Below are 23572 nucleotides of genomic sequence, written 5' to 3'. Positions count from 1 at the left end.
GGCTGGTCAGAACTCTTGGTGGAGGTGGAGCGTGAGCGAACCGCGGTCCGCGCCGACGGTGGGCCAGGTCGTCCTCGGCCGGCGCCTGCTGGACCTGCGGGAACGCGCCGGGATGAAGCGCGAGGAAGCCGCCCGCATCCTCCGCGTCGCCCCCGCCACGGTCCGCCGTATGGAGATGGCCGAGGTCGCGCTCAAAATCCCCTATCTGCAACTGCTCCTGAAGGCCTACGGAATCTCCGAGGAGGAGGCCGACGCCTTCGTCCTGCTGGCCGAGGAAGCGAACAAGCCCGGTTGGTGGCAGCGTTTCCATGACATCCTGCCCGGCTGGTTCTCGATGTACGTGAGCCTGGAGGGCGCGGCCGGCGTCATCCGCAGTTACGAACCCCATTTCGTCCCCGGGCTGTTGCAGACCGAGGACTACGCGCGCGGTGTGCTCCGCTCGGGCGCCATCGGCCAGACCCGGCCCGACGACATCGAGCGGCATGTCGCCCTGCGGATGCAGCGCCAGGAACTGCTCACCCGCGAGGACGCGCCCCGGCTGTGGGTCGTGATGGACGAGACCGTGCTGCGGCGCCCGGTCGGCGGCCCGGAGGTGATGCGCGGCCAGATCGACCGGCTGCTCGAGGCCACGGAGCTGCCCCATGTGACGTTGCAGGTCGCCCAGTTCGCGACCGGGCCGCACCCGGGCACGTACGGGCCGTTCGTGCTGTTCCGATTTGCCATGCCCGAACTGCCGGACATGGTCTACAGCGAGTACCTGACCGGCGCGGTCTACCTCGACGCGCGCGCCGAGGTGGCGACCCACCTCGAGGTCATGGACCGCATGGCGGCGCAGGCCGCTACGGCACATCGCACGAAGGAGATCCTCAGGGATCTCCGCAAGGAGCTGTGAATGGATCGCATCAAGCCGCGCAAACACGTCTACAACGGCATGCCCGCGCGCGACTTGGGCAGTGAAGGCTGGCACAAGCCGTGGAGCGGCGGGAACGGCGGGAACTGCCTGGAGGCGATGAAGCTCGCCGACGGCCGGATCGCCGTCCGGCAGTCCACCGACCCGGACGGTCCGGCGCTGATCTACACCACCGACGAGATGACGGCCTTCATCGAAGGGGCGAAGGCGGGGGAGGCGGACTTCCTGCTGTCCTGACGCGATTGCCTTTTCTGACGCTCGACTTACTGACATTGGTGCCGAATTGACCACCCTTTGTGCCTTACGGAGTGCCTCATGACCGGGCAGGACCCCATACCGGCCGTCCAGATCGACACGACCAGACCCCACCCCGCGCGGATGTACGACTGGTACCTCGGCGGCAAGGACAACTACCCGGTGGATGAGGAGATGGGCCGGCAGATGCTCACCCTCGACCCGAGGGTGCCGGTCATGGCGCGGGTCAACCGCGCGTTCATGCACCGGGCCACCCGCTGGCTGGCCGCGAACGGCGTACGGCAGTTCCTGGACATCGGCACCGGCATCCCGACCGAGCCCAACCTCCACCAGATCGCCCAGGAGACCGCCCCCGACGCCAGGGTCGTCTACTGCGACAACGACTCCATCGTGCTGGCCCACGCGGCGGCCCTGCTGCGCGGCACGGACGAGGGGGCGACCGAGTACCTCCAGGCCGATGTGCGCGACCCGGACGCCATCCTGGAGGGCGCGCGGAAGGTCCTGGACTTCACCCGGCCCGTCGCGCTGTCGCTCATCGCGCTGCTGCACTTCGTCTCCGACGACGACGGCGCGCACGACCTGGTCCGCCGGCTGCTCGCCGAACTGCCCTCCGGCAGCTACCTGGTCATCACGCACGCCACGGCCGACTTCACGCCGGAGGAGTCGAAGGCGGCCACCGAGAAGCTCCGCGCCGCCGGTGTCACCCTCGCCCTGCGCTCCCGCGAGGAGTTCACCCGCTTCTTCGACGGCCTCGACCTCGTCGAGCCCGGGGTCGAGGTGCCCCACCACTGGCACCCCGAACTGGGCGAGCCCGTACCGGGGCAGGACGACGGGGTGATCCCGGGATACGGGGCGGTGGGGCGCAAGCCATAGCTTTCCGAGCGCTCATGATGGGTGCTCGTGATGGGTGCTCCTGATCATTTCTCATGGACCGGTCACGGTGGCGGCAGTGCGCGGCACAGCGCCTTTGGGGCCGGCCCGTACGCATGCTCGGCGAGCGCCGCGACGAGCCGGTCCCGGCGGCCGCGGTAACGGCGACCCGGAAGGCGGCGGGGACCGGACGAACGGTGATCGCCCCCCCTAGACGACCATGGGCCGGTCGTACGGTCCGATCGGCGACGGGAGTCTCGAACTGCCCGTCAGATGACGGTCGACCGCCGCCGCCACGGCCCGCCCCTCGGCGATCGCCCAGACGATGAGCGACTGGCCGCGGGCGGCGTCTCCGGCGGCGAACACACCGGGCACGTTCGTGGCGAAACCGGCGTCACGCGCGATCGTGCCGCGGGGCTCCATCTCCAGCCCAAGCTGGTCGACGAGCCCGTCCCTCCGGTCGGGCCCCGAGAAGCCGAGGGCGAGCAGCACGAGGTCGGCGGGGAGCGTCCGTCCGGTGCCCTCCACCGGGCGGCGCCGCGCGTCCACCTCGACCAGGTGCAGCGACCGCACACGGCCGTCCGCGTCACCGTCGAAGCGCAGCGTGGACGCCGCGAACAGCCGCGCGTCCGCGTCGGCCACCGGGGCCGTCCGCAGGTCACGGGCCTCCTCGTGCGCGGCGGAGAGCCGGTAAAGCCGGACCGGATAGGTCGGCCAGGGCTCGCTGTCCTCGTCGCGCTCGGTGTCCGGCAGTGCGTAGATGTCCAGCTGTGTCACGGACGCGGCGCCCTCCCGGACGGCCGTGCCCAGACAGTCGGCCCCGGTGTCGCCGCCGCCGACGATGATGACGTGCTTCCCGGCGGCCGACAGCGGGGACGTCTCCAGATCGCCCTCGCGCACCCGGTTGGCCAGCGGGAGGTACTCCATCGCCTGGTGAATGCCCGTCAGTTCCCGCCCCGGCACGTCGAGTTCGCGCCACGCGGTCGCCCCCGTGGCGAGCACCACGGCGTCGTAGCGAGTCCGCAGGTCGTCGGCCCCGATGTCCCGTCCGACCGCCGTCGACGTACGGAACTTGGTCCCCTCGGCCCGCATCTGCTCCAGCCGCCGCTCCAGATGGTGCTTCTCCATCTTGAACGCGGGGATTCCGTACCGCATCAGCCCGCCGAGCCGGTCGTCCCGCTCGTACACGGCGACCGTGTGCCCCGCCCGGGTCAGCTGCTGGGCCGCCGCCAGCCCGGTGGGCCCGGAACCGATCACCGCGACCGTCTTGCCGGACAGCCGCTCCGGCGGCATAGCCGGCGTGAAGCCCTCCTCCCACGCCCGGTCGGCGATCGCGCACTCGACGTTCTTGATGGTGACGGCCGGCTGGTTGATCGCCAGCACACACCCCGCCTCGCACGGCGCCGGGCACAACCGGCCGGTGAACTCCGGGAAGTTGTTCGTGGCGTGCAGCCGGTCGGCGGCCGCCCGCCAGTCCTCCCTCGACACCAGGTCGTTCCACTCGGGGATCAGGTTGCCCAGCGGGCAGGCCTCGTGGCAGAAGGGGATGCCGCAGTCCATGCAGCGGTCGGCCTGCTTGCTGATGATCGGCAGCAGCGCCCCGGGGACGTACACCTCGTCCCAGTCCCGGACCCGCTCCTCGACGGGCCTGCGCGGCCAGTCCTGGCGGGGGGTGGTCATGAAACCCTTGGGGTCGGCCATGGCCGTCTTCCTTGCGTGCGCGTTGACGGGCCGTGCGTCGTCGGGCGGCGCTCCTTCCGGCAACGATACGTCCGTGGCGGCCCACCCGCAGGGGGGGCGGTCACGCTCGCAAGGGCCGCACAGCGTCAGCCGGCCCGCTCAGGTGAGTGCCAGCACGTACGCCACCGCCGCCCCGGCCGAGGCTGCCGTGCGGACGTGGTTCCACATCGTCCACTCGCGCACATACGCCGGCCAGTACGCGGCCGCCTCCGAGATGTCCGGCTCCAGCTTCAGCAGCGCGTCGTTGCGCGGCACGTTCGCGACCATGGTGACCCCGAAGGAGCCGAACAGGTACAGCGCGCTGCCCACCAGCAGCTCCACCGTCCCCTCCTGCGGCCACAGCACGAACGTCACCACGGCGATCACCGCGCACAGCACGGCCGACCCGAGGAACACGGCCATGAAGGGCGGTGTCACCGCGGCCACGTTGATCGCGTTCATCGCGGCGACCCCCTGCGCGGGCGGCAGCGTGGCGAGGCCCCGCATGACGAAGGTCGAGAAGCCGCAGAACACCCCGGCCACCAGGCCGGTCCCGAGCACACCCAGCACCGTCAGCACGAAGTACGGTCCGTCGATCATGTCAGTTTCTCCCGCCCGTCGCCCCGGGATCCTGCCCCGGCGCCCTTCCTCACCACAAGTGAAATCTCGTATCGGACCAGTGACCATGGCCTGGCGGCGCGGGGCCATACGCGTCCGTCCACGGCCCACCGGCGGACCGGATCCGGGTTCGGCGAGCGTCACCGCAAGACCGACCGACCCGGCTCACCCGGCGGAACCGAGCCGCGCCTCGGTCCACCCCCTCAGCACCGTCTCCACCGCCGCCGCGATCCGCCGCCGCGCCTCGTGCCGCGGCACCCCGCTCATCAGCAGCCGGTCGTACGGCGTGTCCAGATGCCGTACGGACGCCACGACCGCCGAGGTCACCGCCCCCTCCGTCAGCGCCCGCCCGGCCGCACTGCGGCCCACCCGCCCGCTGCCCCGCTCCGAGGCGTGCGCGGCGATGGCCCGCGCACGATCGGCCGGACAGCCGGGAAACAGCCGTCGTATCTCCGCCGCGAACGCCTCAGCGAACCGGGCGTCCTGGGCCGCTCGCCGCCGCGCGTCCCGGACCCGGCGTCGCCGTCGCGCCTCGGCGTCCGCCAGACACCGCTGCTCGGCCTTCGCGAGCGCCGCCTCCTCGACCAGGACGCCCTGACGCTCATAACGGCTCTTGCGCCGGTTGAACCGCACGACCACCGCCGACAGCGCGCTCTCCTCCCGCGATCTGCGCGTCAGCGCCGTGTCGCCGCGCGGCAGGAACACCAGGTGCCCGAGGTCGGCACAGTCGAGGCAGCGCGGGGCGGCGTCCTCCAGGACGAGCAGCGGCAGCGGCCCTCGCCGGCACTCGGCGCAGTGCCGCCCCTTGAGGGGCTGGAAGACGAGAAGTCCGGTGGGGGTGTGGGGCGGGAGCGTCGCGCGCGGTGCCATACGGCGGTCGGGGACCATAGGGGGTTCCTTCCCGCAGACGGGGGCCCGGCACGTCCTGCCGCGGTCTGACGCATCATGGGCCGTGTGCGACTCGAAGCGATCACCTGGGACCGGCTCGGCGACACGCTCGCCGAGCGTCTGCTCGACCTGAAGCCCGCCGACGGCAGTCCCTGGCCGCGCATCGCCTTCGACGGGGCCCCGGCCGCCCGCCCGGGAGAGCTCGCCCGGCGGGTCTCCGAGGCGCTGCGCATACGCGGCCGCTCCTCGCTCGTCGTGGGCACGGAGGGCTTTCTGCGCCCCGCCTCCGTGCGACTGGAGTACGGCCACCGGGACGTGGAGTCCTACTACAGCGGCTGGTACGACACCAGCGCCCTGTGGCGCGAGGTGTTCGGACCCCTCGAAGCCGGTGGCGACGGCCGCGTCCTGCCGGATCTGTGGGACCCGGACGCCGACCGGGCCACCCGCAGCCCCTACGTCCGACTCCCGCCCGGCGGCGTGCTGTTGCTGCACGGTCCCTTCCTCCTTCGGCACTGGTTCCCCTTCGATCTGAGCGTCCACGTCCTGCTCTCCCCGGGCGCCCTGCGCCGCCGCACGCCCGAGGCCGAGCACTGGACCCTGCCGGCCTTCGAGCGCTACGAGCAGGAGACCGACCCGGCGGGCACGGCCGATGTCCTGGTGCGGGCCGACGATCCGCGCCATCCGGCGTGGGGCGGCTGAGCCGCTGTCCTGTCTGCTCGGGGAGGGGGCGCTGTTTCCGTGTGCGGGCGCCAGGTGACGCGGCGAGAATGAAGGACGCCGGGACTCGCGGTGCCTCCCGCGCCGCGCCGGCCGTCCGGCACCGGGAGGTACTCCATGACCACCGCCGGAGACATCATGCACCGCGGCGTCCAGTGGATCCCCGCTCACGAAACCCTCGACCGCGCGGCCCAGCTCATGCGCGAACTGAACGTCGGCGCCCTGCCCATCAGCGACGAGAACGAACGGCTCTGCGGCATCCTCACCGACCGCGACATCGTCGTCGGCTGCGTCGCCATGGGCCATGACCCCGCCGAGGTCACCGCGGGGGAGATGGCCAAGGGCACGCCTCGCTGGATCGACGCGGACGCCGACGTCGGCGAGGTGCTCCACGAGATGCGGGAGCACCAGATCCGCCGGCTGCCCGTCATCCAGGGCAAGCGCCTGGTCGGCATGATCAGCGAGGCCGACCTGGCCCGGCACCTGGCGGGCGACCAGATCGCCTCCTGGGCCGAGAGTGTCTACGCCAGGACCACCCCGCGCTGACCGCTCCTCACCCCACCACGACCCCGCAGGTCACGGCCCTCGTCAGAGCCAGCCGCTGCGCCGGAACCCCCGGTACAGCGCCAGGCACGCGACCGATATGACGCCGATGACCATGCCGTAGCCGTAGCGCCAGTGCAGCTCCGGCATGTGGTCGAAGTTCATGCCGTACACCCCGCAGACCATCGTCGGCACGGCGACGATCGCCGCCCACGCCGTGATCTTCCGCATGTCCTCGTTCTGCGCGACCGTGACCTGCGCGAGGTGCGCCTGGAGGATGGAGTTGAGCAGCTCGTCGAAGGAGGCGATCTGCTCCTTCGCCCGCAGCAGGTGGTCCGAGACGTCGCGGAAGTACGCCTGTATCTCCGGGTCGACCGCCCGGATCGGCCGGGTGGCGAGATCCTCCAGTGGCCGGCTGAGCGGCACCACCGCCCGCTTCAGCTCCAGCAGTTCACGCTTGAGCTGGTAGATGCGCCCCGGGTCGGCCCGCGCGCCGGTCTCCGCGAACACGTCCGTCTCGACCTGGTCGATGTCCTCCTGCACCGAGTCCGTGACGGTCAGGTAGTCGTCCACCACGTGGTCCGCGATCGCGTGCAGTACCGCGGACGGGCCTTTGGCCAGCTGGCCGGGGTCGGACTCCAGCTCCTCGCGCAGCGGGCCCAGCGAGCCGTGCCGGCCGTGCCGCACCGTGATCACGAAGTCCTTGCCGACGAAGACCATGATCTCGCCGGTGTTCACCACCTCGCTGGTGGCCGTGAGTTCCTCGTGCTCGACGTAGCAGACCGTTTTGAACACCGCGAAGAGCGTCTCGCCGTAGCGCTCCAGCTTGGGGCGCTGGTGGGCTTCGACGGCGTCCTCCACGGCCAGGGGGTGCAGGTCGAAGAGCTCGGCGATGCCCGCGAACTCCTGGTCGGTCGGCTCGTGCAGGCCGAGCCAGACGAAGCCCTCGCCCTTCTTGCGCACCCACTCCACGGCGTCCACCAGATCGCCGCGGGCGTCGGTGCGGGCACCGTCCCGGTACGTCACGCAGTTCACCACCGAGGAGCCCAGCGGGGAGCGGGCCGGGTGGCTCAGGTCGACGCGCGGGCGCCGCCGGGCCAGCCGAGCCACCTTGCGGAGGCCGCCGACCCCGCCGAGGCTCGTGACCTTCCGCAGATTCCCTGCCATGGACATCTGCATCTCCTTGCGTGGAGCTCCTCGCGCCGTTCCCGCGCCTTGGCGGCAGTCTGCCAGGCCGACGTGAGCTGCGGGTAAGCCTGTGGAAACGGCTCGTTCCGCTTTGTTCCCGGCTGTGGATGAACGACTCCGGGTGCCTCGTCCCCGAGACTTCGACGCGTATCGGACGCCGTGCGGTTCTCCGCACCGGAGCGTCGACCATCACGGACAAGTCGCATAAATGGGATGATCGCGGCATGACGCGAACCGACGGGTACCTCCTCGACCACCGGCAGACCGAGGCGGCAGAGCACTTCAACGCCTTCGCCGCTCTCTTCGACCCCACGACGTTCCGGCATCTCGAAGCGCTCGGAGTCGGATCCGGCTGGCGGTGCTGGGAGATCGGAGCCGGCGGCACCTCCGTGGTGTCCTGGCTGGCGAAGAAGGTCGGCCCGACCGGACGCGTCGTCGCGACCGACACCGACACCTCACGCCTCGCCCCCGCTGCCCGGCCACCCGTCCAAGTGCGCGTGCACGACCTCGGCACCGAGGAGCCGCCGGGGGAGGGCTTCGACCTGGTGCACGCCCGTCTCGCCCTCCTGCACGTGGCCGACCGGGCACGGGCCATGCGGTCCATGGTCGAGGCGCTGCGCCCCGGCGGGCGCATCCTCGTCGAGGACGCCGACCCCGCCCTCCAGCCGCTGCTCTGCCCCGACGAGTACGGCCCCGAGCAGCAGCTCGCGAACCGGCTGCGGCACGGCTTCCGCAGACTGCTCGCCGACCGCGGGACCGAACTGCCCTGCGGCCGCGTCCTCCCTCGGCTGCTCCGGGAGGCAGGCGTGACCCGGGTGCACGCCGACGCCTACTTCCCCGTCGCCTCGCCGGCCTGCGCCGCCCTGGAGTCGGTGACGATCCGCCAGATCCGCGACCAGCTCGTCACCGCGGGCCTCGCCACGGACCAGGACATCGACCGGCATCTCGCGAACGTCACGTCCGGCGCCCTCGATCTCACGACGGCTCCGATGATCTCGGCCTGGGGGCGCAAGCAGTAGTCAGAGGTGGTGCGGGCACCGGGCGTCAGCCGGGCAGGGGCGGTCTGCCGCCCACCCGTTCCACCGCCCTCGCGCCCGCCCGGCAGCCCTCTTCCGCCGCCTCCTCCGGCCCGGCACCCGCGAGCAGGGCGGCGAGGAACGCGCCGGTGAAGGCGTCACCGGCGCCCGTGGTGTCCCGTGGCGTCGCCGGCACGGCGGGGACGCGGGCGCACACCTTCCCCGAGCGGGCGACGAGCGCCCCCTCGTGCCCCTGCTTGGCCACCACCAGCGGAACACGCAGGCTCAACTCGGCCGCCGCGTCGGCCGCGTCGGTCAGCCCCGTCAGCAGACACGCCTCGTCCCGGCTGGGCAGCAGCACATCCACGCCCTCGACGAGCGCGAGGAACCGCCCGGCGCCCAGCTCCCCGAGGAAACCGGCCGACGCGGGGTCCAGACTCACCGGCACGCCACGCGCGCGAGCGGCCTGCAGAGCCACCGTCACCAGGGCGCGACTCGGCTCGGAGAACAGCAGGTAGCCCGACAGGTGCAGCCGGGCCACGCCGTCGAGCAGCGCGTCCGACCAGTCGGCGGGTTCCAGCCGCAAGGACGCGCCGCTGTCGGTGAGGAACGTCCGCTCCGCCGAAGCGCCCCCGTCCACCAGGCAGATCACCGTGCCGGTCGGCGCCCCGGGGTCGACGACGAGCCGCGGGCGCACGCCGTGGGCCACCAGCTCACGCTCGTGCCAGGCAGCCGCCTCCGCCCCCACACGACCGAGCAGCCGCACCTCCGCCGCGCCCCGGTGCGCCGCCCAGCACGCCACGTTGGCGCCCGCCCCGCCCGGCACCGTCCGGATCGAGGCAGCCGTGTCCGTACCGGCGGCGAGCGGCCCCGCATGCCGCGCGACGACGTCCGTGATGACGTCCCCGACGACCAGCAGCGCCCCGCCCGCCGGGGAGGTCCCCGCCGAGTCGGCTCCACCTGCCGCACCGCGGCCGGCCCCGGTCATCCCCGCGCCCAGGCCGCCGCGATCCGCGCCGCCAGGCGTACGTTGCCGCGCACCGCCGCCAGGTTGGAGCTCAGGGAGGCACCGTCGGTGTGCCGTACGAGGTAGTCGAGCAGGAACGGCGTGACCGCCTGGCCGGTGATTCCCTCCTCCTCGCACGCGTGCAGCGCGTCCGTGAGCACGCGCGCGTGCAGCTCCGGATCGAGCTGCTCCTCCTCGGGGACGGGGTTGGCGACGATCAGCGCCGACTCCGGCCCGGCGAGCGCGTCCTGGGCGCGCATGACGCCCGCCACCTCGTCAGGCGTCCGCAGCGTCCAGTCCACCGGATGTCCCGAGTCGGACAGATAGAAGCCGGGGAACCGGTCGGTCCCGTAACCGGCCACCGCCACACCCAGCGTCTCCAGCCGCTGCAAGGTCGCCGGCACATCCAGGATCGACTTCACCCCGGCACACACCACGGTGATCCGCGTGCGCGCCAGCAGCCCCAGGTCGGCCGACTCGTCCTGCGTCACCGTCCACTCCCGGTGCACCCCGCCGAGCCCACCCGTCGCGAACACGCGCACGCCCGCCAGCGCCGCCAGCAGCGCCGTCGCCGACACCGTGGTCGCCCCGCTCACCCCCGAGGACACCGCGAGCGGCAGGTCGCGGTGGCCCAGCTTGCGGATGCCGTCCTCGTTCGCGACCCGCTCCAGCTGCTCCTTGTCCAGCCCCACATGGGGCCGCCCGTCCAGCACGGCGATCGTCGCGGGCACCGCGCCCTCCTGCCGCACCACCGTCTCCAGCTCCAGCGCCACCTGGAGGTTGCGCGGCCGCGGCAGCCCGTGGGCGATGATCGTGGACTCCAGGGCCACCACGGGCCGACGCGCGTCGAGCGCCTCCCGCACCTCTTCTGACACCACCAGCACCACGCGCCTGCCTCCTGTCGGTCGGTCTTCCCTCATCTCTGGCGGGCGGCGCGCCGGGCCAAACCCTTGCGGGCTGTCGGCGACGTCACGAGCCTGGGACGCATGACGGACAACACACCGCGACTCGACCACGTCGTCCTCTGGGTGCGCGACCCGCTCGCCGCCGCGGACTTCTACGAGAAGGCCGTCGGCCTGGAGACGCTCCGGCTCACCGAGTTCGCCGCCGGTGAGGCGCCGTTCCCCTCCGTACGCGTCAACGACGAGACCATCCTCGACCTCATGCCGCTGACCTTCGCGGAACGCATGACGATGCTGCCCGGCGCCGCCGACAGTGCGGGGCACCCCGTCAACCACGTCTGCCTGTCACTGCCCCGGGGAGACTTCGACGCCCTTCTCAGCCGCCTGGCGGAACGCTCCGTACCGGTGTCGGACCTCTCGTACGACTCCTTCGGGGCCCGGGGCAAGGCCACGCGCAGCTTCTACTTCCGCGCCCCGGACGGCAACATCTTCGAGGCACGGCACTACGACTGACCGGGCCCGGCCTCAGAACAGCGGCTCGGGCAGCACCCCTTCGAGGGCCAGCAGCCGCCGCTTGGTCTCCAGGCCGCCCCCGAAGCCCCCGATGCCGCCGCCGCTCTCGACGACCCGGTGACAGGGCACCACCACCGGCAGCGGATTGGCGCCCATCGCCGCGCCCACGGCCTGGGCGGCGCCCGGCTGGCCCACCCGCCCGGCCAGATCGCCGTACCCGACGACCGTGCCGTACGGCACTCCGGATGCCAGCTCGCGCAGGACCTCGCGATTGAAGCCGGAGATCAGTGACCAGTCCAGCGGCAGGTCGAAGGCGCGGCGCTCACCCGCGAAATACGCCTCGACCTGACGTATCGCCTCGGCCAGCAGCGGGGAGCCGGGCGCCTCGGCGGGCTCGGTGCCGAGCCACGACGCCAGCCGCTCGACCGCCCGGTCCCGCACCCCGTCCGTGGCATGGAACACGACGTTCACCAGGCCCTCGCGGGTCGCCGCCAGCAGCAGCGGGCCGATGCCGCTGTCGACGACGGCCCACACGACCCGCTGCTCAACCCGCCCGTGGCTGTCCATGCGCCCACCGTACGACCCACCACTGACAACGCCGCCCCGGCCGGACGCACCGCCCACCGGCGGCCGGCCTGCCTCACCCGCCCACGGCCTCCCGCACCACATCCGGCTTGTTCGTGATGATCCCGTCGACCCCGTACCCGGCCACCCGCCGGGCCCTCGCCGCGTCGTCGACCGTCCAGGTGAGGACCTGCAAGGGCCTGCCGTGCGGTCCGGTGAACGCCTGGACGGAGGAGACGTACGCCGTGGAGAGCGAGCCGTACGACGGGTTGATCTGGTCGGCGAAGCCGGCGTAGAGCGGCAGGGCCGACACGGGCGGCGTGCCCAGCAGACCGGTCTTCACGGCGGGCTTCAGCTCGTGCACCGTCCGCACGCTGTCCGCGCTGAAGCTCTGCACGATCAGCCGTCCCGTCACGTGCGACCGGTCCAGCCAGCCCTCGTTGCCGAGGACCTTGAGCGTCTGCCGCTCGATGCCCGGATACAGCTCCGGGTTCTTGATCTCCAGAAGCAGCTTCTGGTGATGCCGCTCGACGCGGTGCACGAACTGCTCCAGCGTCGGCACTCGCGCGTCCGCGAACGCGGGGCCGAACCAGCTGCCCGCGTCGAGACGGGTGATCTCGGCGGCGGTGAAGTCCTTCACCTTCCAGGGAGCCCGGCCGGGGTAGACCTCCTCGACGTCGGTGGTACGCCGCAGGTTGTCGTCGTGGAGGACGACGAGCTCACCGTCCCTGGTCCGCTGCACGTCGTTCTCCACCCAGGCCGTGCCCAGCTCGGCTGCCTTGTCCACCGCGGCCAGCGTGTTCTCGGGCGCGTACGCGGAGGCCCCCCGGTGCGCGATGACCAGCGGCCCGCCGCCGCGGCCGGCGGCGTGCGCGGGGGAGACGGGGAACAGCAGGGCGGCGGTCCCCAGGAGCGCGGTGGTCGAGGCGGCAACAGCGCGCGCGTGCATACGTACTCCTCGCGTCGAGCGATCACGGCATCACAGACAGCTCAACTGTGACAGCAGAGAGTCAACGGAAGAGGGGTACAGGATGGCCACAGGTTGAACGAGGAGGACCCAACTCCGCACACCGGTAGCGCACAACTGGGGCAAGGACGTGTTTCTTTGCCGGAAAGTCGTTCGACCATTCCGGTGGGGGTCATACTCTCTGCGTCAACCCTGACCGCTGCCGCGGTCCTGGGAGGGGGCGCAGATCGGGAATTCCGGGACGCAAAGGGCGGGAAGGGCAGCCGCGCATGCAGGGCACGGTCGACGGATTCAGCTACGGCCTGGTCACACCCCTGGTGGCCTACCTCATGGCCTGCCTCGGAGGCGCCCTGGGCCTGCGCTGCACCACCAGATCCATGCTCGTCGCCCAGTCCTGGCGCCCCGGCTGGCTCGCCCTCGGCTCGGCCGCCATCGGCTCCGGCATATGGACCATGCACTTCATCGCGATGATGGGATTCACGGTCCGGGGGGCCACGATCCACTACGACAAGCCGATGACCTTCGCGAGCCTGGCCGTCGCGATCGTGATGGTCGGCATCGGGATCTTCATCGTCGGCTACAAGGGGGCCAGCGGAACGGCCCTTTTCACCGGCGGCACCATCACCGGCCTGGGCATCGCGTCGATGCACTACCTCGGCATGGCCGGCATGCACCTGGACGGGAAGCTGGAGTACGACACCCTCACCGTCGGCATCTCCGTCGCGATCGCCATGGCCGCCGCCACCGCGGCCCTGTGGGCGGCCGGCCAGGTCAGGGGCCTGATGTGGAGCGTGGGCGCCAGCCTCGTCATGGGACTCGCCGTCAGCGGCATGCACTACACCGGCATGGCCGGCCTCAGCGTCCACCTGCACGGCACGGGCGAACCCACCGCGGGTGAGTCGCCGGCGGCCCTGCTCGCTCCCATGCTGATCGGCCCGCTCGCCTTCCTCCTCCTCGCCGGCGTCGTGGTGATGTTCGACCCGCTGATGGTCATGGGGAAGCCCGCGGTCGGCCCCGTCGAGCACAGGCCCGGCATCCCCGCCCACATCCACACCCCCCACAACCCGCAGCGCCTGCGGCTGCGCCCCCGCCGCACCCTGGAGCACCGAGGCTCCCGAACCCCGCAGAACCGCTGACCGGAGCCCATTGTCAGTGCGGGGTCGTACGGTGGATCCCATGCGGCCCGTTTCCCACATCGAACGCACGGTGGCGCCCTTCGAGGTCGTCAGCCCCTACCAGCCGAGCGGCGACCAGCCGACGGCCATCGCCGAGCTCGCCCAGCGCATCCAGGCGGGCGAGAAGGACGTCGTCCTCCTGGGCGCGACCGGCACCGGCAAGTCCGCCACCACCGCGTGGATGATCGAGAAGCTCCAGCGCCCCACGCTCGTGATGGCGCCGAACAAGACGCTGGCGGCCCAGCTGGCGAACGAGTTCCGCGAGCTGCTCCCGCACAACGCCGTCGAGTACTTCGTCTCGTACTACGACTACTACCAGCCCGAGGCCTACGTCCCGCAGTCGGACACCTACATCGAGAAGGACTCCTCGATCAACGAGGAGGTCGAGCGCCTGCGCCACTCCGCGACCAACTCGCTGCTCACCCGCCGCGACGTCGTCGTGGTCGCCTCCGTCTCCTGCATCTACGGCCTCGGTACGCCGCAGGAGTACGTGGACCGCATGGTTCCCCTCCGCGTCGGCGAGGAGCACGACCGCGACGAGCTGCTGCGCCGCTTCGTGGACATCCAGTACACGCGCAACGACATGGCCTTCACCCGCGGCACCTTCCGCGTCCGCGGCGACACCATCGAGATCTTCCCGGTCTACGAGGAGCTGGCCGTCCGCATCGAGATGTTCGGCGACGAGATCGAGGCGCTGTCCACGCTGCACCCGGTCACCGGCGAGATCATCAGCGACGACCAGCAGCTGTACGTCTTCCCGGCCTCCCACTACGTCGCAGGGCCCGAGCGCCTGGAGCGGGCCATCAACGACATCGAGAAGGAGCTGGGCGAGCGCCTCGCCGAGCTGGAGAAGCAGGGCAAGCTCCTGGAGGCCCAGCGCCTGAGGATGCGCACGACGTACGACATCGAGATGCTCCGCCAGATCGGCTCCTGCTCCGGCGTGGAGAACTACTCGATGCACTTCGACGGCCGCCTGCCCGGTTCCCCGCCCAACACCCTGCTGGACTACTTCCCGGACGACTTCCTTCTCGTCATCGACGAGTCGCACGTCACGGTCCCGCAGATCGGCGCCATGTACGAGGGCGACGCCTCCCGCAAGCGCACCCTCGTCGACCACGGCTTCCGGCTGCCCTCCGCCCTGGACAACCGCCCGCTGAAATGGGAGGAGTTCCAGGAGCGCATCGGCCAGACGGTCTACCTGTCGGCGACCCCGGGCGCCTACGAGCTCTCCCGCTCGGACGGAGTCGTCGAGCAGATCATCCGGCCCACCGGCCTCGTCGACCCGGAAGTCGTCGTCAAGCCCACCGAGGGGCAGATCGACGACCTGGTGCACGAGATCCGGCAGCGCACCGAGAAGGACGAGCGCGTCCTGGTCACCACGCTCACCAAGAAGATGGCCGAGGACCTCACGGACTACTTCCTGGAGCTGGGCATCCAGGTGCGCTATCTGCACAGCGACGTCGACACCCTGCGCCGTGTCGAACTCCTGCGTGAGCTGCGCGCCGGTGAGTACGACGTGCTGGTCGGCATCAACCTCCTGCGGGAGGGCCTCGACCTGCCCGAGGTGTCCCTGGTGGCGATCCTGGACGCCGACAAGGAGGGCTTCCTGCGCTCCGGCACCTCCCTGATCCAGACCATCGGCCGCGCCGCGCGCAACGTCTCCGGTCAGGTCCACATGTACGCCGACAAGATCACCCCGGCGATGGCGAAGGCCATCGACGAGACCAACCGGCGCCGGGAGAAGCAGGTCGCGTACAACAAGGAGCGGGGCATCGACCCCCAGCCCCTCCGCAAGAAGATCAACGACATCGTCGCCCAGATCGCCCGCGAGGACATCGACACCGAGCAGCTGCTCGGCTCGGGCTACCGCAAGGCGAAGAAGGACGGCGGGGGCACCAAGGCGCCGGTGCCTTCCCTGAGCAGGGGCGCCGAGGGCGCCAAGCCGGCCAGGGGCAAGGGCAAGGCCAAGGAGACCGTGCCGACCGATCGCCCCGCGGCCGAACTCAGCGAGCAGATCGAGGAGCTGACCGCACGGATGCGGGCCGCCGCCGCGGACCTCCAGTTCGAGATCGCGGCCCGGCTGCGCGACGAGGTCTCCGAGATGAAGAAGGAACTGCGCCAGATGAAGGAGGCGGGCCTGGCCTGACAGCGGGCCCCGTACGCGCAGTGTTGCAAGACCGACACAAAGTGCGGACCGGGGTGCGTCACTGTCAGTGCCCCTGCGTAGTGTTCTGATCAACCGCGACTGCGCGGCAACAGGGGACGTCCGAGAGGGGATCAGCGCGTGACCGTCAACATGACCAAGGGTCAGGCCATCAGTCTGCAGAAGAACGACGGCGGCAGCCTGACCGCGGTGCGCATGGGTCTCGGCTGGCAGGCGGCTCCCCGGCGCGGCCTGTTCGGCTCGCGTACGCGAGAGATCGACCTCGACGCCTCGGCCGTCCTGTTCGCCGACAAGCAGCCGGTCGACGTCGTCTTCTTCCGGCACCTGGTGAGCGACGACGGCTCGGTGCGCCACACCGGTGACAACCTCGTCGGCGGAGTCGGACAGGGCGGCGACGACGAGGCGATCCTCGTCGACCTCTCGCGCGTCCCGGTCCACATCGACCAGATCGTCTTCACCGTGAACTCCTTCACGGGCCAGACGTTCCAGGAGGTGCAGAACGCGTTCTGCCGCCTGGTCGACGAGACGAACGGCCAGGAGCTCGCCCGCTACACCCTGGCCGGCGGCGGCCAGTACACGGCCCAGATCATGGCCAAGGTGCACCGCTCGGGCCCGGGCTGGACGATGACGGCCCTCGGCAACCCGGCCAACGGCCGCACCTTCCAGGACCTGATGCCGGCGATCCTGCCCGTCCTCTGACGCCCGCGGGTCAACAGGCCGGGGCGGGCAGGCGAGCGGCACACGACACCACACAACGACACAGGGGGAGAAGGCGATGACGGCCGAGCTGGTGCGGGGGCAGAACCACCCGCTCTCCCAGGCCCGCCTCGAGATCCGGGTCTCGGCCGGCACGCCGATCGTGGCCGCCGCCGCGCTCAGCGACGAGAACGGCCGGATCCACGGGGCGGAATGGGTCGCCCACCCGGGCGCGCCCACCCAGCCGGGTCTCGAGGTATCCCGGCAGGCCGCCGCCGACCATCGCCTCGCCGTGGACCTGGACGCCGTGCCGGAGGCCGTCCACCGTGTCGGTGTGCTGCTCGCCCTGCCCGCCGCCGGGGCGGGCCCGGCCCGTTTCGGCGCCGTGGCCGCCCCGTTCGTCGCCGTCACCGGCCTCGACGGCGCCGAGATCGCCAGCTACACCATCACCGGTCTGGAGGCCGAGTCGGCGGTCGTCGCCCTGGAGCTCTACCGCCGGCAGGGAGCCTGGAAGGTGCGCGCCGTCGGCCAGGGCTACGCGGGCGGCCTCGCCGAACTCCTCACCGACCAGGGCCTGCCCGAGGCCCGCCGGCTCGCCGGCAGCATCCACGACGCGGTGGCCCAGGGGCTGGCCCGCTCGGTGCAGGCCCCTCCGCCGCGCACGGCGGAGGGCGACCGCTCCCGGCAGACGGCGGCCCCGGCCCTCGGCCCGGACCAGAGCTTCGCCGCGCCTCAGCCGAGCCAGGCACCGACGTCGCCGTACGGGGGGCAGACGCCCGGCGGGCCGGGGCAGCCCGCGCCGCAGACGCCGTCGTATCCCGGTACGGCCCCGGACCCCAACGCCGTCACCCAGCCCTCCACGCCCACCGCGGGCGGCCCCATCGACTACAGCCACCCGCGCCGCCAGAACGCCGCTCCGCCCCCGCCGCCGCCCACCGCACCCCCGGCCGCACCCGGGCAGCCCGCCCAGCCCGTCGCGGGCGACGCGACCGGCTGGTCCATGGACGAGCGGCTCTACAACCAGGTGTGGGGCATGTTCGAGGACCTGGCCCGCAGCACCGCCGCCTACCGCAGCGCCGTCGACTTCGCCGAGTCCCGCATGGACAAGGAGCTGGAGCAGGTCCTCTCCGACCCGCGCAGCCGGATCGGCGGACAGGGCGACGCCGCCCGCGAGGCGGCCCGCGCCCGGCACGACCAGCTCGTCGCCCAGGCCGGCGAGGCCCTCGACCGCGACCTCACCCAGCTCGCGGCCGAGGCCGAGGTCGTCGAACCCGCCCTCCCGCCGGCGTACGCCCGCTGGGACAGCCCCGTCTGGCACGCCTACCGGGTACCGATGGAGATCCCCATGGCCCTGCGCCTGGGCGACCTCCATCTCCCCGAGGCCGACCGGATCCGCATCCCGATGCTGGTCCGGCTGCCGCTGGAGCGCGGCCTGTGGATCGACAGCGGCCGAACCGGCTCGTCCGACGTCTCGTTCGCGGACTCGCACGCCCTGGGGCGTCTCGCCCTGGAGACGGCGGTCGCGCACGCGGCCCGGCTGCTCGCCGTCTACCCGGCGGGGGAGTTCACCGTCCACGTCATCGACCCGGCCGGCTCGGGTGCGCAGCCGCTCGTACCCCTCGTACAGGCCGGTGTGCTCGCGGCCCCGCCCGCGCTCGGCGCCGCAGGGGTGGCGGACGTGCTGGGCCGGCTGACCCAGCGGGTCGACCTGGTGCAGATGGCGGTGCGGGGAGGGGCCGCGGACTCCCTCCCGCCGGGCTTCGACACCTCCCAGCAGCTGCTGATCGTCAACGACTTCCCGCACGGCTTCGACGACCGGGCCGTGAACCAGCTGCGCTACCTCGCCGACGAGGGCCCCGCCTTCGGCGTCCATCTGATGATGGTGGCCGACCGCGAGGAGTCGTCCGGGTACGGGCCTTTGCTCGACCCGCTGTGGCGTTCGCTGCTGCGACTGACCCCCGTGCCCGACGATCACCTCGCCGACCCGTGGGTCGGTCATGCCTGGACGTACGAGCCCTCGCTCGTGCCGCCGGGCAGCCAGGTCCTCCAGCGGGTGCTCACCCAGGTCGCGGCCGCCCGTACCAAGTATGTGTAAAGCCCTCTGACGCCACCCTGACCAGGGATTTTGGTCTTTCTTTTGCCAAGCGCTTTACCTGTTCTTGGTGATTGGGGTACTGTTGACGGCACGGAGGGGAGTACTCCCTGTCTGCTGCGGCGTACCCGTCAATACGGATCAGGCCAGATCCCGGGGCGTCGGCCCATCCTTGGGTGGAAGAGACCTCCGGCAGCGACGACGCTGACATTTGCCGTTACGACTGCCGGAGGCGCAGTGGATGTTTCCGTGACCCTATGGGTCCTGACCATCGTGGGGCTTGCCGCCCTGATCGCGGTCGACTTCTTCATCGGCCGCAAGCCGCACGACGTATCGATCAAGGAAGCCGGGATCTGGACGGTCGTCTGGATCGTCCTCGCGGCGCTCTTCGGGCTCGGCCTGCTGGTGTTCGGCGGAGGCCAGCCCGCCGGCGAGTTCTTCGCCGGCTTCATCACCGAGAAGTCGCTGAGCGTCGACAACCTCTTCGTCTTCGTCCTGATCATGGCCAAGTTCGCGGTGCCCTCGCAGTACCAGCAGCGCGTCCTGCTGATCGGTGTCCTCATAGCCCTGGTCCTGCGGGCCATCTTCATCGCCGCCGGAGCCGCGATCCTCGCCAGCTTCTCCTGGGTCTTCTACATCTTCGGCGCCTTCCTCATCTGGACCGCCTGGAAGCTCATCCAGGAGGCCCGGGCGGACGAGGAGGACGAGGACTGGGAGGAGAACAAGCTCCTCAAGGCCGCCGAGCGCCGCTTCGGTGTGGCGGACCGCTACCACGGCACCAAGCTGTGGATCCAGGAGAACGGCAAGCGGGTCATGACCCCGATGCTGGTCGTGATGCTCGCGATCGGCACCACGGACGTGCTGTTCGCGCTCGACTCCATCCCCGCGATCTTCGGCCTGACGCAGGACCCGTACATCGTCTTCACGGCCAACGCATTCGCCTTGATGGGTCTGCGCCAGCTGTACTTCCTCATCGGCGGTCTGCTGAGGAAGCTGGTCCACCTCAGCTACGGCCTGTCGATCATCCTCGGCTTCATCGGCGTGAAGCTGGTGCTACACGCGCTGCACGAGTCCGGGGTGCACGTGCCCGAGATCAGCATTCCGGTCTCGCTCGGCGTGATCTGCGCCGTCCTGATCGTCACCACGATCACCAGTCTGCGGGCTTCGAAGAAGCAGGCGGCGGCCGAGGCGGCGCAGGGGCGGAGCGGAGGCGCTCCGAAGGACAGCATCGACGTCTGACCAGGTCGGACGCAGCAACAACCATCACCGGGACCGGTGGCCGGCGAATTGCCGACCACCGGTCCCGGTGCTTGTTTGTTCTTGAGCGCGTTCCCCGGCCGGGGGGCGCCGTGGCCGGCTGGAGGTGCCATGAAGTTCGTACAGATCATCGACTTCGAGACCGAGCGCTTGGGCGAGATGGAGCAGCTGCTCGACGAGGCGGCACAGCGCTTCGCCGGCCGGCCGGGCGGCCCCACACAGCGGATGCTGCTCAAGGACCGCGACAATCCGCGCCGCTATCTGGCGCTGATCGAGTTCGGCTCCTACGAGGAGGCCATGCGCAACAGCGAGGACCCCGAGACCAGCAGGATGGCCGAGCAACTGGGCGCGCTCTGCATCGGCGAGCGGGTGTACACCAACTGCGATCTCGTGGAGGAGCGCGAACTCGCGTAGCCCCGCGGGAGGCGTGAAGGGGCTCGCCGCGACCGGAGTGCGGGGCCTCTTCACGTCTGCGACGATCACCGCGTGATCGCTCGGCGCAGGCCGCTCACGGCACGGTGGACGACCCTGGCGCCCTGGCTCGCGGCCGTGCGGCTGATCCTCACCTGGGGGGCGCGATCTGCCGACCGGGGTCGTCGCGCCGGTGACCCTGGTCCTCGTGGGAGCCGTGCTGGCCGCCGTGCACCACGCCGAGATGGTGGCCCACCGGGTCGGCGAACCGTTCGGCTCGCTCGTCCTCGCCGTGGCCGTCACGATCATCGAGGTCGCCCTGATCGTCACCCTGATGGCCGACGGCGGGGACAAGAGCTCGACCCTGGCCCGCGACACGGTCTTCGCGGCCGTGATGATCACCTGCAACGGCATCGTCGGCCTCTGTCTCTCGTCGCCTCCCTGCGGCACGGCACGGCCGTCTTCGGGCTCGGCCATGGCCAGAATCGGCCTGACCATCCCGGCGGTCGCGCTCGCGTCCGTCTGGCTGTCCGGCCCGCTGGTGCTACATCTGGTGCTGTTCGCGGCGTATCCGGAGCTGGCGGTCAACCCGTAGAGGCTCGCCGTGGACGCGCGTGCGCGTAAACGATCGCGCAAACGTTTACGCGCATCGCCACGAAGGTCACCCCGAAGCCGGCTCCGCAGCCGCCGCCACCGGCATGGGACGCGTCTCCGGCAACAGCGCGAAGCACCCCAGGCTGAACAGCGCGATCACCGTCAGATACGCGGCCACGCCCCACGGCACCCGCCCGCCCTGCTCGGCCAGCGCCGTCGCCACGATCGGCGTGAGCGCGCCCCCGATGACCCCGCCGAGGTTGTAGCCGACCGCGGCGCCCGTGCAGCGCACCCGCGGCTCGTACAGCTCCGGCAAATAGGCGGCGATCACGGCGAACATCGTGATGAACGCGAGCATCGCCCCGAGGAAGCCGAGGAACATCGGCAGCGGCGCGCCGGTGGCGAGGAGCGCGACCATCGGGAACATCCACAGGGCGGCGGCCGCGCATCCGGCCAGGCACAGGGGACGCCTGCCGTACCGGTCCCCGAGCAGCGCCACCAGCGGCGTGAGCGCGCCCTTCACGACCACCGCGCCCATGATGCAGGTCAGCATCACGCTGCGGCTCACCCCGAGCCGTTCCGTCCCGTAGGCGAGCGACCAGGTCGTCACGGCGTAGAAGATCGCGTAGCCGATCGCGAGCGCCCCGCCGGTCAGCAGCAGGAGCCGCCAGTGGTCGCGCAGGACCTCGACGAGCGGCACGCGCGCGTGGTCGTCGATCTCGAGGAAACTGGGGCTCTCGGCGAGCGACGAGCGCAGCCACAGCCCCACGACGGCCAGCACCCCCGCCGCCCAGAACGGCACCCGCCACCCCCATGCGGCGAACTGCGCCTCGGACAGCGTCGCCGACAATCCCAGCACCACACCGTTGGCGAGCAGGAACCCCAGCGCGGGCCCGACCTGCGGGAAGCTCGACCACAGCCCGCGCCGCCCGGCGGGCGCGTGCTCCACCGTCAGCAGCACCGCGCCGCCCCACTCCCCGCCGAGCCCCAGCCCTTGCAGGAAACGCAGCACCAGGAGCAGCAGTGGAGCGACCACGCCGATCGTCCCGTACGTCGGCACACAGCCGACCGCGACCGTGGAGGCACCGGTCAGCAGCAGGGAGGCGACGAGAACCGGACGCCGCCCGTGCCGGTCCCCGATGTGCCCGAACAGCACCGAGCCCAGCGGCCGCGCGATGAAGCCCACGCCGAAGGTGGCGAAGGAGGCCAGCGTCCCCGCCACCGGCGAGAAGGTCGGGAAGAACAGCGGCCCCAGGACCAGGGCCGCCGCGGTGCCGTAGACGAAGAAGTCGTAGAACTCGATGGCTGTGCCGGCGAGCGAGGCGGCCGCGAGGCGCGGCATGGAAGGTGCCCTTACGGTGCGTACGTCGTGCATGCCGCGTCAACTACCCACCGTGACGGTGGGTTACGGGGGCGCGCGGAGGCCCCGGGGCCCTCAGTACGTGACCGTGATGCGCCGGGCCGGTCCGTCCACGCGCACGGTGCCGCCGTACGGGATCACCAGCTGCGGATCGGTGTGCCCGAAGTCCACGTCGAAGACGATCGTGGTGTCGGGCGCGTAGGTACGCATGGCCCGCAGCACGGCCTCACGCTGGTCGGACGCGTGACGACCGGCCTCCTCGGGGCTGTTCGGGCGCTCGAAGGACCAGGTCTTCGGGCGGCCCATGAGGAGGGCCGAGAAGCGCTGGAGCAGCCCGCGTTCGCCCATGTTGCGAAGGGTGCAGAAGACCTCCGTGGCGCTCGGCATGTCCTCCGAGGTCTCCAGGAGCAGCACGCCACCGTCGTACACCGACAGATCGCTCGCGATCTCGCGGTCGGCCATCAGCAGCCAGCCGATGATCTCCAGGCAGCCGCCCCAACTGCGGCCCTCGACGACCCGGTCGGCGTTGACCCAGGTCCAGCCGGTCCCGGGCCGGGTCTCCGGCTCCGCGTCGAAGGTCGCCGGGTCCGCCCAGTCCCGGTCGATGTCACGCCACCGCTCGGCGGGCCGCAGCTCGTACGGGCCGGAGGTGAACAGGGCGGCGCGCAGGGACTCGGCGGTCTGCGGGTGCATGGCCACCGGGCGGCCCAGCTCGCACATCACACTCGCCCCGTGAAAGGCGACGATGCCGCTGTTGTGGAGGTAGGCGAGCAGGTTCGTGTTGTCGCTCATCCCGAAGAACGGCTTCGGGTTGGCCCGGATCAACTCCCGGTCCAGCAGCGGCAGCACGGTGATCTGGTCGTCCCCGCCGATCGACGCGATGACCGCCTTGATGTCCGGGTCTGCGAAGGCCGCGTGGATGTCGTCGGCCCGCTCCTGGGGCGTGGAGCCCATCGTGCGGGTCGCCGGATACTCGACCGGCTCCAGCCCGTACTCCTTGCGCAGCCGCTCCAGGCCCAGCTCGTAGGGGAGCGGGAAGAGCCCCGGCAGGCCGGACGAGGGCGAGAGCACGGCGATGCGGTCACCGGGGGACGGCTTGGGCGGGTAGGAGAGGATCGTCATGCCGGGAGGCTACGGCCCGGCGGTC

24 protein-coding genes are annotated in these 23572 nt (G+C 71.4%); 14 read left to right on the top strand and 10 right to left on the bottom strand.

Annotated elements, in window-relative coordinates:
- Positions 1-31: 31 nt before the first annotated feature.
- From QF034_RS09700 to QF034_RS09690, 3 genes are all read left to right on the top strand, one after another.
- On the top strand, positions 32-892 hold the full coding sequence (locus QF034_RS09700) for a Sco1979 family transcriptional regulator (RefSeq protein ID WP_307174547.1): 861 nt from the start codon (positions 32-34) through the stop codon (positions 890-892).
- The gene (locus QF034_RS09695) at positions 893-1147 is read left to right on the top strand and encodes a DUF397 domain-containing protein (protein ID WP_020277664.1); all 255 of its coding nucleotides are present in this window, start codon (positions 893-895) and stop codon (positions 1145-1147) included.
- A 78-nt stretch (positions 1148-1225) separates the two neighbouring features.
- Positions 1226-2038 (top strand): SAM-dependent methyltransferase, encoded by an 813-nt coding sequence (locus QF034_RS09690; protein ID WP_307174546.1) that lies wholly within the window; start codon positions 1226-1228, stop codon positions 2036-2038.
- Between the two features lie 207 nt (positions 2039-2245).
- Here QF034_RS09690 and QF034_RS09685 read toward each other — a convergent pair whose 3' ends face one another.
- The 3 genes from QF034_RS09685 to QF034_RS09675 form a co-directional block, all read right to left on the bottom strand.
- Positions 2246-3736 carry a glutamate synthase subunit beta gene (locus tag QF034_RS09685; protein WP_307174544.1) on the bottom strand — a complete coding sequence of 497 codons (1491 nt, stop codon included), beginning with the start codon at positions 3734-3736 and terminating at the stop codon, positions 2246-2248.
- A 138-nt stretch (positions 3737-3874) separates the two neighbouring features.
- Positions 3875-4354, bottom strand: coding sequence for an anthrone oxygenase family protein (locus QF034_RS09680; RefSeq protein ID WP_307174543.1), 480 nt, complete (start codon positions 4352-4354; stop codon positions 3875-3877).
- Between the two features lie 183 nt (positions 4355-4537).
- Entirely contained in the window at positions 4538-5242 is a 705-nt protein-coding gene (locus tag QF034_RS09675) for a DUF2293 domain-containing protein (protein WP_370880937.1), read from the bottom strand.
- A 75-nt stretch (positions 5243-5317) separates the two neighbouring features.
- On the opposite strand from QF034_RS09675, the gene QF034_RS09670 reads away from it, so the two are divergent.
- Positions 5318-5959, top strand: coding sequence for a nucleoside/nucleotide kinase family protein (locus tag QF034_RS09670; protein WP_307174541.1), 642 nt, complete (start codon positions 5318-5320; stop codon positions 5957-5959).
- A 135-nt stretch (positions 5960-6094) separates the two neighbouring features.
- Complete coding sequence (locus QF034_RS09665) at positions 6095-6523, top strand: CBS domain-containing protein (protein WP_307174540.1); 429 nt, start codon at positions 6095-6097, stop codon at positions 6521-6523.
- Between the two features lie 42 nt (positions 6524-6565).
- On the opposite strand, the gene QF034_RS09660 is transcribed toward QF034_RS09665, so the two are convergent.
- Positions 6566-7693, bottom strand: coding sequence for a magnesium and cobalt transport protein CorA (locus QF034_RS09660; RefSeq protein WP_307174539.1), 1128 nt, complete (start codon positions 7691-7693; stop codon positions 6566-6568).
- 239 nt (positions 7694-7932) lie between these two features.
- On the opposite strand from QF034_RS09660, the gene QF034_RS09655 reads away from it, so the two are divergent.
- Complete coding sequence (locus tag QF034_RS09655; RefSeq protein ID WP_307174538.1) at positions 7933-8727, top strand: methyltransferase; 795 nt, start codon at positions 7933-7935, stop codon at positions 8725-8727.
- Between the two features lie 25 nt (positions 8728-8752).
- Here QF034_RS09655 and QF034_RS09650 read toward each other — a convergent pair whose 3' ends face one another.
- Positions 8753-9712, bottom strand: coding sequence for a carbohydrate kinase family protein (locus QF034_RS09650; protein WP_307174537.1), 960 nt, complete (start codon positions 9710-9712; stop codon positions 8753-8755).
- A complete protein-coding gene (locus QF034_RS09645) occupies positions 9709-10614 on the bottom strand; it encodes a pseudouridine-5'-phosphate glycosidase (protein ID WP_307179844.1) in 906 nt (301 codons plus the stop codon). Before QF034_RS09645 ends, QF034_RS09650 begins: the two co-directional genes overlap by 4 nt.
- A gap of 102 nt (positions 10615-10716) precedes the next feature.
- Here QF034_RS09645 and QF034_RS09640 point away from each other — a divergent pair, with 102 nt between their 5' ends.
- A complete protein-coding gene (locus tag QF034_RS09640) occupies positions 10717-11145 on the top strand; it encodes a VOC family protein (RefSeq protein ID WP_307174536.1) in 429 nt (142 codons plus the stop codon).
- A gap of 12 nt (positions 11146-11157) precedes the next feature.
- On the opposite strand, the gene QF034_RS09635 is transcribed toward QF034_RS09640, so the two are convergent.
- Entirely contained in the window at positions 11158-11712 is a 555-nt protein-coding gene (locus QF034_RS09635; RefSeq protein ID WP_307174535.1) for a methylated-DNA--[protein]-cysteine S-methyltransferase, read from the bottom strand.
- Positions 11713-11785: 73 nt separating this feature from the next.
- Positions 11786-12658, bottom strand: a complete 873-nt coding sequence (locus QF034_RS09630; RefSeq protein ID WP_307174534.1) for a glycerophosphodiester phosphodiesterase — start codon at positions 12656-12658, stop codon at positions 11786-11788.
- Between the two features lie 287 nt (positions 12659-12945).
- On the opposite strand from QF034_RS09630, the gene QF034_RS09625 reads away from it, so the two are divergent.
- The 7 genes from QF034_RS09625 to QF034_RS09595 all read left to right on the top strand — a co-directional run bounded on the left by QF034_RS09625 (position 12946) and on the right by QF034_RS09595 (position 21066).
- On the top strand, positions 12946-13812 hold the full coding sequence (locus tag QF034_RS09625) for an MHYT domain-containing protein (protein ID WP_307174533.1): 867 nt from the start codon (positions 12946-12948) through the stop codon (positions 13810-13812).
- Between the two features lie 40 nt (positions 13813-13852).
- Positions 13853-15997: an excinuclease ABC subunit UvrB gene (gene uvrB / locus QF034_RS09620; protein ID WP_307174532.1), complete on the top strand. Its 2145-nt coding sequence runs from the start codon at positions 13853-13855 to the stop codon at positions 15995-15997.
- A gap of 138 nt (positions 15998-16135) precedes the next feature.
- Positions 16136-16714: a TerD family protein gene (locus QF034_RS09615; RefSeq protein WP_010039633.1), complete on the top strand. Its 579-nt coding sequence runs from the start codon at positions 16136-16138 to the stop codon at positions 16712-16714.
- 76 nt (positions 16715-16790) lie between these two features.
- Positions 16791-18806 carry a TerD family protein gene (locus QF034_RS09610; RefSeq protein ID WP_307174531.1) on the top strand — a complete coding sequence of 672 codons (2016 nt, stop codon included), beginning with the start codon at positions 16791-16793 and terminating at the stop codon, positions 18804-18806.
- 234 nt (positions 18807-19040) lie between these two features.
- Entirely contained in the window at positions 19041-20042 is a 1002-nt protein-coding gene (locus tag QF034_RS09605; RefSeq protein WP_307174530.1) for a TerC/Alx family metal homeostasis membrane protein, read from the top strand.
- A 129-nt stretch (positions 20043-20171) separates the two neighbouring features.
- A complete protein-coding gene (locus QF034_RS09600) occupies positions 20172-20474 on the top strand; it encodes a hypothetical protein (protein ID WP_307174529.1) in 303 nt (100 codons plus the stop codon).
- 190 nt (positions 20475-20664) lie between these two features.
- Positions 20665-21066, top strand: coding sequence for a calcium:cation antiporter family protein (locus tag QF034_RS09595; RefSeq protein ID WP_307174528.1), 402 nt, complete (start codon positions 20665-20667; stop codon positions 21064-21066).
- 66 nt (positions 21067-21132) lie between these two features.
- Here the strand turns inward: QF034_RS09595 and QF034_RS09590 are convergent, their stop codons facing one another.
- A complete protein-coding gene (locus tag QF034_RS09590; protein WP_307174527.1) occupies positions 21133-22407 on the bottom strand; it encodes an MFS transporter in 1275 nt (424 codons plus the stop codon).
- 93 nt (positions 22408-22500) lie between these two features.
- The gene (locus QF034_RS09585; RefSeq protein WP_307174526.1) at positions 22501-23547 is read right to left on the bottom strand and encodes a S66 family peptidase; all 1047 of its coding nucleotides are present in this window, start codon (positions 23545-23547) and stop codon (positions 22501-22503) included.
- Positions 23548-23572: the final 25 nt, after the last annotated feature.

The sequence above is a fragment of the Streptomyces africanus genome (assembly GCF_030816955.1).
Classification (GTDB): Bacteria; Actinomycetota; Actinomycetes; order Streptomycetales; family Streptomycetaceae; genus Streptomyces; species Streptomyces africanus.
This window is presented reverse-complemented; position numbering and strand designations above follow the sequence as displayed.